This window comes from Nocardia sp. NPDC049707 (assembly GCF_040674855.1).
Taxonomy (GTDB): domain Bacteria; phylum Actinomycetota; class Actinomycetes; order Mycobacteriales; family Mycobacteriaceae; genus Nocardia.
Map to the genome: position 1 here is coordinate 22950 of NZ_JBFANN010000004.1, position 12809 is coordinate 35758.

Sequence of the window (12809 nt, forward strand, 5' to 3'; positions counted from 1 at the left end):
CAGGGTCGATCAGACCCAGTTCTCGATCCAGTACTTCCAGATCAGCGGGGCGTAGGCGGCCAGTGGCGGCACCCTGATATCGGCGCCCGTGAGTGCGGCGGTGGCGTGGCGGCAATCGAACCAGCAGCTGAATTCGCTGTGCTCCAACACATCCTGGGGGACGCCGACGCGGGGGAGCAGCCAACGCGTGCCCGGGACCCGCAGCATCATCTCGAGGGTGCGCTTGGGCATAACCTCCACCAGATGCGGCGCACCGGCCTCGTCGGCGAACAGATTCAGCGCTTCGGCCGCGCTCTGCCGCCGTGGATCCGCCAGGTGGTAGGTGGTGGCGTTCGAGTCGGGGTGATGCGCAATGTGATCCAGTGCGCGGGCCACGAAATCGACCGGGACCATGTTGGTTTCACCCAGCTTCGGCACCAGCACCGGCAGAATCCGCGGCAGCTGGGCGGCCATGCGCATGAGCCGGAAGAAGTAGTAGGGCCCATCGATCCGATCGATCTCACCCGTGCGCGAATGTCCGATCACGATCGAGGGCCGATAGATTCGCCACCCCATCCCGGATGCTCGCACGATCTTCTCGGCCTCGAACTTCGCCCGCTGCATCGGCGAGGTCAGTATCTGCCCCACCTCGAACATATCCTCGGTGAACAGGCCCTCGAAGCCGCCCGCCACATCCACCGTCGAGACATGATGCAGCAGTTCGGCTTTCAACTCGTGCGCGGCATCGATGACATTGCGGGTGCCGCCGCCCCGCTCGGTGAGGTCATAACTGGACCCCAGATGGAAGACATGGTCGATCGAGCCCCGATGCTCGGCGAGCCAGTTCCGATCGATACCTAGTTCGGGCGCGCCGAGATCCCCGTGCACCGGCCGCACCCGATCCCCGCCCATCCACTCCCGGGCACAGCAGGTGTACCGATCCGCCGAACGCACCCCCGGCCGGACCAGCACGTGAATATCCCCATCCCGTTTCAGCAGCTCGGGAATAAGAAATCGACCGATAAACCCAGTTGCTCCGGTAACCAGGTACGCCATAGCCGATCAACATAGTCGCTTGTGCGGGCGCGCCTGTGGCCGGGATCACGTTCCCGCGCTTGTGTCGATAGTTGGCGCGAACTTTCCGGGCTACCTCGGGCGCGGGCTTCGCGGATCCGCACGCACCGCTCGCCATGCAGTCGCCCATGGGAACACGTCGATGTAGTTCTCCCCGGCACCTGGTTCGTGTCGTTCGCCGATGTCGATCACTGTTACGCCCCAATCCGACAGCCTGCGAATCGCCTCCTGCACCGCGGGAAAGCTGATCTGTGCCCGATTGGAGAACGGCACGGCGACGACCGGCAGCCTGTTTCCAACCGCTTCGACCAACAAACCGAGCGGCAACGTGTCGGAGATTCCGGCAGCCCACTTCGCAACCGAATTACACGTAATCGGCGCGGCGATCATCGCATCAGCGGGCGGGAGCACATCGGGAGCACCCGGATGCTTGTACTCGCTCCGCACCGGATGCCCCGTTTCGGCCGCCAGCGCATCGGTATCGATGAACCGCCGTCCCTCCGGCGACGCGATCACGCACACGTCCCACCCGTCGGCTCGAGCCAGGTCAACGAGCTTGCCGACATCACGAGCGGCGGACGCGCCGGTGACAATGGCGTACAGCACAGGGTCTCCGTTGTCGTTCATCGCTCCATAGTCGCAGTCGGGTAGGCGAGGAGATCGGGCGCTGTGCTGTCAAATGCAACAGTCCGTCAGCACACCACGAACGCCGACAGACTGTTGCCGCTACCAGGTCTGCGGCGGCCTGGTTTTCCGGACCTTCGTATGTGACAACCAGCGCGTCTGTCGATCTTGCGGGCCGCAAACATGTGAGCCGGGCAAATAGCGGACGATGGTGCCCAATTGACCGGCGCCATAGGCCAACTCACCGGCAGCATCACGCAACGCCGCAGATCGCGACCAACCTCGGCACCCAGACGATAAGGCCGTCGCTGCCCCAGCGCAGCGGTGCCCAGCAGTCCGCGATCGCTCTCGCACTCACCCACGCGGTCGAGGTCGTTCGCAACTGATGCGGCCGAGTTATCCGGGGCTCCGAGAAATGGCTGCTGCCCCTGGTTCATCTAGAGTGGAAGCAGCAGCTGCAGTTGGCGTTTCACATCAGTTGATGTTGATCAGGCCGATCACGAAGAGGGGATCCTACCGGGAGGCAGTGGCCCGCTGTTGTGTGTCTGATTTGGTGAAGATACCAGCGGTCAGATGGTGATCCCGCGGCGCGTAGATCGTCGCAAATTGACCATGAAGGCGCCTGCAGCTGGGATGTGCTGTCGGAGAACATGATTGCGCAGATCATGGTCGATATCGGCGGGGGTTGAGATACGCACTCGCAAAGTTCAAATCCTTACCACGGTTGTGGATCGACTCATCATTCAGCACAGATGTGGCATGGACGGAGATGCGCTGCGAGCTGCGGTGAGATCGCATGCAGAGGAACATCAACTTGTTCGAAGGTGCATCACCGGGGCGAATGCTGAGATATCGTTGCTGGCTGCTGAAATCGATCGCGACTCACTGAGTCTCTCTGCACGGCTTGATGTTTCGGATCTGTCATGTCATGATCTGATCATCGGAGTGTTGGGGGGACCGCTCTACACCGGGCGACCTCCATATCCTGAATGGGGGAGATTCACGAGCGGATACTACTGACCCGCAAGTCGTTCAAGTAGCTCTGGTGATCGCCATCATAAAGCAAGCTTAGCTTCGTCAAAGTCTCTGCCTTGCAGCGGAAATCGCCGACCAACCTACTGGGCGACACAGCATGGCAAAGCTCGAATCATCGACCATCGGTGCGCGAGCAAGCCGAAAACAGTAACTCAATAGATGCGGTTTCACTCAGGAGAACTAATGATCAAGCTACGCAAAGGCATCCCGTTCGTCCTTGCTGCGGCGGCTATCGCGACTTCGGCCATGCTGGCATCACCGGCGGGAGCAGAACCGAGGGAAGTATCATGCACCAAGGACACGGCGAACTGGACGATGACCGACAGCGACGGCGGCTGGGTGTGCACCTATGACGATGGTCGAGGCTGGCACTGGCAGCGCACGTAGTTGATCCGCCTGCGCCGGGCGCTACTTCGAGTGGTCGGCGCAGGCAACTCGCATCTAGTGTGCGAGTTCTATTCGGGTCCTGTGAATATAGTTATTTTTGTTCGCTCTCGAGCAACACACTCTTACCCGGCAATACGACGCGAATCAAAGCGCCACTACGGTCGGAGGTTTCGACCGTGATCGTTCCGCCATGTTTCGTCACAACTTGTTTAACAATGGCCAGACCCAGACCGGAACCGGGCATAGAGCGAGAGGCCGTAGTTCGGTAGAATCGCTCGAACACCAACTCTCGCTCTGTGGGCGGGATTCCGGGCCCGGCGTCGTCCACCACGAATTCCATTAGGCCGGTGCCGGTTTCGCGCATAGTAACAAGAACCTCCGCGCTGTCTGGACTCCACTTCGCGGCATTGTCGAGAACATTCAGTATCGCTCGCTCCAGCCCGGCTTCGTGGCCATAAAGGAACCACGGACGCAACTCTGCGACGAATCTAATGCTGGTGCGGCGTCTACGTGCGCGCTCCAGCGCCCGCTCTGCTACTTCTCCGATATCGACCTGCTCGTAGACGGCCTCGGGTGCGTCCTCGCGGGCCAGGTCGACCAGATCGCTGACCAGCGTGGACATTTCCTCGATCTGCGCCATAACATCCGAGCGCAACTCGGCCATATCCTCCTCCGGAATGGTGGGCGCGTCGGGGCGTAACGAGGCAATCAGGAGTTCCATATTGGTGCGCATCGACGTCAGCGGAGTGCGCAGTTCGTGTCCGGCGTCGGCGACCAAGCGGCGTTGTCGGTCACGCGATTCCGCAAGCGCCCGCAGCATGGTGTTGAAACTCTCGGTCAGCCTGGCCAGTTCGTCATCGCCGGTGACCGGAATCGATGTCAGGTCATCGGTGCGGGCAATTCGCTCGGTCGCCGACGTCAACCGTGCGACGGGGCGTAACCCAGTCCTGGCAACCGCGGCTCCTGCTGCGGCGGCCATAACTACACCACTGCCCCCGATCACGAACATCAGCCAGGCCAACCGATCAAGCACGTCCTGAGTCGGCTGTAACGACTGCCAAATTACCAGTGTCGTACCGGTTTTCATTCGCTCGGCGAGCACCCGCTGATTACCGCTGGTCCGCAACGAGAATGCGGACTCACCGCGGGCGACGCCCATCTCCGGCGCGCCGATCGGCGGATTGATCTCTCGTGGCAGCGCGATCCATTGGTCCATATTCGGGTACTTCAGCGCAATCGAGACATTACTCGAGTACAGGCCGCCCAGCGTCAAAACGTATCGAAAGTCGAGGGTATCGAGGTCGGTATCGATCATCCCCCTGGCTCGTACTTGCAACTGCTTGTCCACGTCTGCGTAGAGAGCGCGTGCCACCATCGCGTAGGCGGAGATAGCGGCCAGTGCGACCGCTACTGCTACCACTGTCGCTGCTAGCAACGTCACCCGCCAGCGCAGCGTGACCGAACTGGTCAGCGCCGTCGGCTCCCGCATCTCGTGCATCTTCACAGGTGGTCGCAATCCGGCGACTGCTGATTGACGTAAAACTGGCCTTCCCACAGCTACTGTGCTCCCGCGGCGTCGTCTTGCGCAGCACCGGGTCGGCACCACGCAACATTTAGATCGGCGGGGGTTCGGTGCAGATGAGACCGAGAGGTCGGGCGCAGCGAGAAATCGAGAAAGGCATCAGCGATAGGTCGACGAACCGCATCGCCTTTGAGGTGTCGGCTGCCGGGTGGTCGGCGCTGTGGCCCCGAAATAGCAGACCGCTGGGCGCTGACCTTGTCCAAGACGTCGACCCGATCGAACGCAAGATCGGCGGAATACCCGTTGAAGGTAAGCGATCGGCGCGGCGATTCGCGAACCGTCTGATCGTCGTCGACAACTTGAATGCGCATGTCTGCAAGTCTGACCGCAGCGACTGAGAGTCGACTGAGAAGCCCGCATACGACACGCCGGAGGATGCGGCCGATCCTGGGTGCCATTACCGACGAGCCATGCATGACCGTCGGAGGCATCCATACCCCCGGACATAGCGTTTGATTCGTTCGTTTGCCCGTCCCTAATCTTCCGACTGAGCAGCAACGACTTCTGTTGGTGTGGCCGGCACGTCGGGTCGGCGCGTTTTTCCGGTTTCCTCACGTCGCGTCACCGGTGGTAATCCAACCAGGCTGGTGCTGGCGGGTGCCGTTGAGTCGGGTGTTGCTGCCGGGCTGGCGGTGGAGGTGGGATCGGTCGACGGCGCGATGTCAGAGACGTTTCTGGTGGGGGGGTTGGCCGTCGATGGTTTGTCCGTGGATTTGTTATCGCCTGACGTGTTGTGGTCAGTGTTGGTGTCGTGCTGAGTAGTGGTGGGGCTATTCGCCGGAGGGTTGGCTGTTATCCCGTTATTCGCCGCGGGGGTGCCAGGGGCGGATGAGGACGTGTGGTTGACGGCGTGGTCTACGCTCGTGATTACTTTCTCGGCGGCAGCACCTGATGCTTCGATCAGGCTCTTACCGGCGTCGCCACCCGCCTTGACGACTTCAGCGAAATTGTGTTCGAGGGTGCCGACGGCCGTCAGCAAGTCGGGAACCTTTCCGGTGATCGTGCCTACCGCAGTGATCAGGGCCGTGACATCCGATGGCTTCCAGGAATTAGGGTCGCTGGCGGCACCGGTCGATGTCGTAGTCAGGGGCTTTGTTGTCGATTCGGGGGTGGTTTTCTGGTTTTTACTGTCCCCTTCGTTACCTTTGCCTCCGTTGCCCTTGTCGTCGGTGTTTTCCTCATCCTTTTTCGCGGACGTTGTGTCTGCGATCGGCTTCCCGCTGCCGAGAGTGCTTTGCGCGTTGGTGGATTCCGGGGTCGTGCCCGTGGATTGGTTCTGGCCAACCGACGTACCGACTGCTGACGATTTAGGGTCTTCGCCGGACTGTTCGGTGGCTGAGGCCGCGCTCGTGCTGTCGGGCTGCTGCCCGGACAACGTCTGGTTCGGGTCCGAATTCGGTTGACTGATGAGCGACAATGTGGCGCCCTCGATCGGGTCTCCGGAACCGAGCTGTTCCCGCTGGGTCTTGACACCGCCGGTCGCTTGCTCGATCGCGGCGATAATGCCGGTTTGGGCGGCGAGCATCTCGTTGAGCGCGGTAGTGATGGTCGTTTGATGGTCGCTCAGGGCTTGGTCGTCGTTACTGTCGCTGTTGGCTGACGCGGTAACCGTCCAATTCTCCGAAACGGTGAATCCTGCCGTCGTCGCGTCGGTCACTTTATCCAGCAGCGTTTGCCGGTAACCAGTGAGGGTGCTCCCCCCGTTGATCATCTCTTCTGCGACTGTATTGGTTTCGGCGGCAACCTTTTTCGCGATGTCGCGGTTGCCGGCGATTCGGTCATACGCCGCGTAGTACGCTTCGCCGCTCCAGTGCACACCAGCATCTCTGATCTGGGTAACCGTCCCCTCGGCAAGCGCGACGAAATCGTCACTGCGAGAACTGATCTCCTGGCCGGCCTCACTGAGTTTCCACGGCTCCCACTGCGTCTGGACCTGAGTCAACGTCGGGACCGCGCTCGCGGATAGGTTGTCGAATCTCACTGTGCGCCGCCCATCGCCTGCAGGCCATCGCTGAAGTCCTTATCCGTCACTTCATAATTGGCCGCGCCGCCCTTGGCGATATTGGAGACTCGCGTGCAGCACATAGCCATTTGCAGCCATGCAGCCTCGACTTGATCACCCGCAGCCGCGCATGCCTCGCCCAGCGTGGAGCCTGGCAACGCCTCTTTGGCCGCATTGGTCTTGGACTGCACCTTCAATGCGCTTATGTCCACGCTAATCTTGTCCATTGAAGCTGCTAGTGCGCGTAGCTCGTCCGGATTGACTTGCATCCTGCCCCCTGCGATTCCAAACCCCTGTTTCCCGCATGCGTTCGCGAACTGCCCTGCGGTAGTGCTGTTCGCAATCTATCATCCCCGGTTCATGAATCACCAAGTTGTACAACAAATTCCGTGCAAGATGGTGATGTCCCAGTCCATGACCTCGTGGACATGCTCAACGCGGGTGGCACCGAAGCGGTGGGGGCGGGCTCAGCGCTCTTGGAGCTCACCGAACGACACCACCCAGTGCGGATGAGTTCTTCTTGATTCGCCATTGTGTCGCCAACGATCCTCCGCTAACGTCTGATTTGCCTCGTGGGAGTCCAAACAACTTGGGAGGCAACGTCATCAAATGATTCGACAAAAAAGGGGGAGTACCTTGACATGCTCTCGTAAGGTTCCATCGGTTTTCCTGGCGGTCCTCGCCGCCACGGGAATTGTCGGTGCGATATCGGCGCCGCTCGCCCAGGCACATCCGGAGGACGCCGGTCAGGCTGTCACGCCGGCCCAGTGCGAGGCAGGCGGAGGCCACGTCCGGACGGACGGGCTCGTGTGGGCCATCTGCATCGGCGGCCAATACGACGCACATGTAGCCGACCTGCGTTAGGTCGTCATGTGAACCACGTGAGGGCGGGCCGAGTGCCCGCCCTCACGTGTTTTCCGGCGAATTAAGCGCCGGTTTCGGCGGCGCGGCGGTAGCCACGGACGGCCGGGTAGCCGAAGACGGCAATGATGCCGAGGGTCCAGGCAAGGGTTTTCAGCAGCGGCTCGGCGACCGGGCCGCCGTAGGACAGCCCGCGCATGGCTTCGATGGCGCAGCTCATCGGCTGATTCGCGACCATGTCCTGCAACCAGGTCGGATAGGCGATCACGGGCACGAACCCGGAGTTGAAAAACATCAGCAGGGAATTGACGATGCCGATGATGCTGACCAGCATGACACCCTCGGTAATGGTCGCCAGCGCCGTGACCAGCACTGCGAAGCCGACACCGAACAGCACTGGAATGCCGATCAACGCGATGGCCGCCAGCGGACCCTGCCCGAAGCGGAAGCCGAGGATCAAGCCGACCGCAATCACGAACAGGGTGGTGACCAGCACGCGGACCGCCTCGGCGAACAGCCTGCCGGTCAGCCCGGCCGCCCGATGCACCGGCATGGTCCAAAACCGACCGAGCAGCCCGGTGTACTTCTCGCTCTTGAACCCGAGTGCGCTGACCACCGCACCGGACATTGCCGCGACCAAGGTGATCAGCGCGACCTGTCCGTAGATGCTCGGTATACCGGTGGCCGCGGTGATCGGATTGCCGAGCACGACGCGGAACATGAAAAGCGTCAGCGCCGGATAGAACAGTGTCTGGATGGTGGTCGCGGGATCGCGTGCCCACACCAGCAGCAGCCGCTTGCACTGGATCAGACTGTGCGCGATCCAGGTCGACAGCGCGCGTTCGGACCGCGTGACCACCCGCGGCAGCGGGGCGAATCCTTCCACCTCGGTGCGCTCCAAGGTCTCGACAGAACTCATGACCGCCTCACACTCGCCCAGATCGCCAACGGAGTGAAGACGACCGCCATACCGCCCAGCCAGGTCAGCGGCACCCACAGCACATCCCAGCTCACCCCGTCTTGGGCCATATCACGCAGTGCGAAGGAGAACTGGGAGATCGGCTGATTGCGCACGAACGGCCGGATCCACATCGGGAAGCTGCTTTCCGGGACGAATCCGCAGGACAGCATGCCGAAGATCAAAGTGGGCAGCGTCAATGCCTGACTCAGCGATTCCGGACTCTTGGTCAGGCTGCCGAGCGCGTCCGCGCCGAGTGCGAGCACAGTACCGACCGCGATCGAGAACACGCAGAACAGCACGGCCTGACCGAGTCCGGCGACGAACCGGAAGCCGATCATGTAGCCGAAGATGATCGCCGCGGTCAATGCCGTCAGCGAACGGACCAGGCCCGCGCCGACGCGTGCGCTCAATGGCACCAGCGCGCCGATCGGCATCGTCTGCAGTCGAGTGCTCAGACCGGTCAGCGCCTCATATGCGGACAGCTGCGCATTCGACATCATCGTGAACGCCATGGTCTGCAGCACGATGATCGGCATGACGAACTGGGCGTAGTCGATGCCGTGGAACTTCATGATGAAGCGCAGCGGCAGATAGAAGCCGAGTGTGAACACCAGCGGGGTGATCATCGCGACGATCAGTTCGCCCTTGACGGCCATGGTCCGCACAATGCGTCCCGCCAGCGCCCGCCACTGCGCGAAGTACGAGAGCTTGGCGGTGGGCAGCTCGGCGAAGAGCAGCGCCGAATCAGCCCGATCAACAGTTGCAGAACTCACGACTTCGCCTCGCTGACGCTCGGATCCGTCGTGACTTCAAGTCCGGTATTGATGGTTCGCTCGCTCACGCGTGGCCGCCCGAGTGGCCGGTGATGGAGAGGAACACATCATCGAGCGAGGGCCTGCGCAGCGCGATATCGGCCAATTGGATACCGGCGGCGTCGAGCCTGCGCAATGCCTCCGACAGCGTCGTAGCGCCGTCGGGTGCCGGAATCGAGAGCCGGTCGCCGCCGTTCATATCGGCGAGTACGGCGGCGGGCACCAGATCACCGAGTGCGTTGGCGGCCTTGCCGAGCTGGGTCGGATCCAGTGGTACCACCTCGCAGTAGCTGCCGCCGGTCTTCTCCTTGAGTTCGTCGGCGGTGCCCTCGGCGATCACCGTGCCCCTATCGATGACGATGATGTTGTCGCTGAGCACATCGGCTTCCTCGAGATACTGCGTGGTGAGCAGCACCGTGATGCCCTGATTCTTCAGCGCGGTCACCAGATCCCACACACCTTGGCGACTGCGCGGATCCAGACCGGTGGTCGGCTCGTCGAGGAACACCACCTCCGGGCGCACCACCAGACCGCAGGCGATATCGACCCGACGACGCATACCGCCGGAATAGTGGCGCACCGCGCGACGGCCCGCGCTCACCAGATCGAATTCCTCGAGCAGGGTGTCGGCGCGCTTGCGGGCGGCAGCTTTGCTCAGGCCCATCAGCCGGCCGAACAATTCCAGGTTCTCCCGGCCGGAGAGGTTCTCGTCCAGCGCGGCGTACTGGCCGGTCATCATGATCGAGCGGCGCACACCCGCTGGATCCTTCTGCACATCGTGGCCGGCGACGACGGCGGTGCCGGAGTCCGGCCGCAGCAGGGTGGACAGCACCTTGACCATGGTGGTCTTGCCCGCGCCGTTGGGGCCGAGAATGCCGAGCACGTTCGCCCGCTCGGCGGTGAAGCTGATGCCCTGCAGGGCGTGCACATCGCCGAATGACTTTCGGACATCGGCAACCACGACCGCGGCGTCACCACCATCGATGGGTGGCGGCTCGCTGGTGTGCGAATCCGCTTGGTTCAAGCTCGGCATCAACTCTCCACTGTGTCTGATCGGCGGCGTTCGCGGGGATGGCACGGCGACGATCTGGGTCGCCGAAGTGCGCGCATGAATATGTCCCGGTTAGTGATCCCTGCCGCCAGGCGTGATGTTACCGGCCGGGGCATCCCCGCATGGCCGAGCGCGCTATACCCACCGGCCAGCGCCCCAACTGTGTCCTTACTCACATTTCTTTCCGTCGATCCGCCGGACCCGAGAACATCGCTGGTCGCGGCCCTCGAAGGGCAGCGTAGGGGCGACAGTGACACCTTGTCGGGCCGTCGCGGCGACCATAGTCTGCTACACGGGGGAACCTGCACTCACTCGTTTGCGGCAGCGCTGCTTCGCCAAGCGTTCAGCGGTCTGCGGCGGATCGACCCTGCGAGAGGTGACCATGGCCGAGACCGCGCAGCCAAGGCTGGCAACGCATCCGGGAGGAACGGGCCGACCGAACGTGCTGACGTCCTATGACCCACGCACCGGCGAAATCGTCGGCAACTATGCCGTGATGGGCTCGGGCGAAATCAACCGCACCGTGCGCGCCGCGCGTTCCGCCGAAAAGTGGTGGGCGAAACTGGGATTCAGCGCCCGCAAACGCTGGCTACTGGACTGGAAACACAGCATCGCCAAGCGCGCAGGCGAATTGGCGGAAATCCTGTCCGAGGAAACCGGAAAACCAGCGGCGGACGCGGCAATCGAGGTGATGCACGCCGTCGAGAATCTGGATTGGGCGGCCCGCAACGCTGCGCGCGTGCTGGATCGGCGCAAGCTCGGCTCCACCTGGCTGACCCGCAATCAGCATGCCTCCGTGGGCTATCTGCCGCTCGGCGTGGTCGGTGTGCTCGGACCGTGGAACAACCCGGTGTTCACCCCGATGGGCTCGATCGCCTACGCGATGGCCGCGGGCAATGCCGTCGTGTTCAAACCCGATGAACTCACCACCGGCGTCGGGGTCTGGCTGGCCGACAGCTGGAACAAGCTGGCACCGAATCAGCCTGTGCTGCAGGTTGTTACCGGGGATCACGCCACTACCGCTGCGCTGTGTCGCGCCAAGGTGGACAAAATCGCCTATGCCGGTTCGGATGCGGGCTCGCGCGAGGTGATCACGCTGTGCGCGCAGACCTTGACACCGGTGGTGGTCGAGCGAAACGGCAAGGGCACCATGGTGGTTCACGTCGATGCCAAACTCGACGAGGCCGCCGAGGCCGCGGTGTTCGGCGCGATGGCCAATGCGGGTCAGAACTCCACCGGTATCCAGCGGGCCTATGTCGCCAACTCCGTATACGACCGATTCCTGGAACTGGTGATCGATCAGGCGCGGCGGCTGCGGCCCGGCGCGGATAAGCGCGCGTCCTATGGTCCGATGATTCTGGAATCGCAGGTCGATGTGGTGCGCAAGCAGGTGCGCGACGCGCTGGCCAGGGGCGGGCGCGCGGTGGTGGGCGGCATGGATTCGATTCGCGATCCGTATATCGAACCGATCGTCTTGGCCGAGGTACCGGAGGAGAGCCTCGCGATCACCGGCGAGGGCATCGGGCCGCTGCTGATCGTCAACAGGGTCGCGAATATGGACGAGGCGGCGCAGCGGATCAACGCGGTCGGCAATGGCGTCGCGGTATCGGTGTTCACCCGCGATGTGCACGGTATCGAATCCTTCGCCGAGCAACTGCGGGTCGGCGTCGTGACCATCAATTCCTCGACCACCTACGCCGGAATTCCGGCACTGCCGTTCGGTGGGGTGGGCGAATACGGGCAGGGACACCATCACGGCGACCAGGGACTGCGCGAGTTCAGCCGGACGCTGGCGATCACGAGCAAGCGGTACCGGGCGCCGGTGAATCTGTCCACCTTCGACCGGCATCCACGACATCTGCGCACCGCCAAAGCCATCTTCCGGATGCGACACGGTCGCTCGAGCTGACCCCAAGTGCGCGGATCACGCTATCCGCACCTACAACAGCGCGAGTCCTACGAGCGACATTCGCGGGCCCTCTCGCGTCCGAGCCGCCAAAGCGCATGCGCCACACGCGCGGAACTCGACCATCCCGCGAGCGCGCATCTACTGCCGAACGACCCACCATCACCGACTACCACGAAGCAAGTCCTACAAGCGACGAGTTCGCAGCCGTCCCACACCCGAGCCGTCGAAATACATTCGCCACAAGCACCGAACTCCACCGCCCGGCCCGTACACATCAGGCGCCGAACGCCCGACCCGCACCGACCCCCACGGAGCGAGTCTTACGAGCGACCCGTTCGCGGCCCGTCTCGCGTCCGAGTCGTCGAAGCGCATGCGACGTATCGCGAGTCTCGACGCGCGTGCACCAGGTGCCGAACGATCCGCCGTCAGCGACCACAACGGAGCGAGTCTTACGAGCGACCCGTTCGCGGCCCGTCTCGCGTCCGAGTCGTCGAAGCGCATGCGACGTATCGCGAGTCTCGACGCGCGTGCA

The 12809-nt window shown here is 62.7% G+C and carries 10 protein-coding genes and 1 pseudogene; 2 read left to right on the top strand and 9 right to left on the bottom strand.

Translation table 11 applies throughout. From position 1 onward, the window contains the following. Positions 1-9: 9 nt before the first annotated feature. Positions 10-1035, bottom strand: coding sequence for an SDR family oxidoreductase (locus AB0J29_RS06075; protein WP_364780068.1), 1026 nt, complete (start codon positions 1033-1035; stop codon positions 10-12). A 90-nt stretch (positions 1036-1125) separates the two neighbouring features. Then, positions 1126-1680: a flavoprotein gene (locus AB0J29_RS06080; RefSeq protein ID WP_364780071.1), complete on the bottom strand. Its 555-nt coding sequence runs from the start codon at positions 1678-1680 to the stop codon at positions 1126-1128. A gap of 1215 nt (positions 1681-2895) precedes the next feature. On the opposite strand from AB0J29_RS06080, the gene AB0J29_RS06085 reads away from it, so the two are divergent. After that, complete coding sequence (locus AB0J29_RS06085) at positions 2896-3099, top strand: hypothetical protein (protein WP_364780074.1); 204 nt, start codon at positions 2896-2898, stop codon at positions 3097-3099. Positions 3100-3190: 91 nt separating this feature from the next. Here the strand turns inward: AB0J29_RS06085 and AB0J29_RS06090 are convergent, their stop codons facing one another. From AB0J29_RS06090 to AB0J29_RS06120, 7 genes and pseudogenes are all read right to left on the bottom strand, one after another. After that, entirely contained in the window at positions 3191-4597 is a 1407-nt protein-coding gene (locus tag AB0J29_RS06090; protein ID WP_364780584.1) for a HAMP domain-containing sensor histidine kinase, read from the bottom strand. Between the two features lie 263 nt (positions 4598-4860). Continuing rightward, positions 4861-4992: pseudogene (locus tag AB0J29_RS06095) on the bottom strand (DNA-binding response regulator); the annotation flags it as partial. Positions 4993-5156: 164 nt separating this feature from the next. Beyond that, complete coding sequence (locus AB0J29_RS06100; protein ID WP_364780077.1) at positions 5157-6623, bottom strand: hypothetical protein; 1467 nt, start codon at positions 6621-6623, stop codon at positions 5157-5159. A 35-nt stretch (positions 6624-6658) separates the two neighbouring features. After that, the gene (locus AB0J29_RS06105; protein ID WP_364780080.1) at positions 6659-6952 is read right to left on the bottom strand and encodes a type VII secretion target; all 294 of its coding nucleotides are present in this window, start codon (positions 6950-6952) and stop codon (positions 6659-6661) included. A gap of 656 nt (positions 6953-7608) precedes the next feature. Next, on the bottom strand, positions 7609-8463 hold the full coding sequence (locus tag AB0J29_RS06110) for an ABC transporter permease (protein WP_364780083.1): 855 nt from the start codon (positions 8461-8463) through the stop codon (positions 7609-7611). Beyond that, a complete protein-coding gene (locus AB0J29_RS06115; RefSeq protein ID WP_364780587.1) occupies positions 8460-9227 on the bottom strand; it encodes an ABC transporter permease in 768 nt (255 codons plus the stop codon). The genes AB0J29_RS06110 and AB0J29_RS06115 overlap by 4 nt, the downstream gene beginning before the upstream one ends. 115 nt (positions 9228-9342) lie before the next feature. Further along, the gene (locus AB0J29_RS06120) at positions 9343-10350 is read right to left on the bottom strand and encodes an ATP-binding cassette domain-containing protein (RefSeq protein WP_364780086.1); all 1008 of its coding nucleotides are present in this window, start codon (positions 10348-10350) and stop codon (positions 9343-9345) included. A 400-nt stretch (positions 10351-10750) separates the two neighbouring features. On the opposite strand from AB0J29_RS06120, the gene AB0J29_RS06125 reads away from it, so the two are divergent. After that, positions 10751-12277, top strand: a complete 1527-nt coding sequence (locus AB0J29_RS06125) for an aldehyde dehydrogenase family protein (protein ID WP_364780590.1) — start codon at positions 10751-10753, stop codon at positions 12275-12277. Positions 12278-12809: the final 532 nt, after the last annotated feature.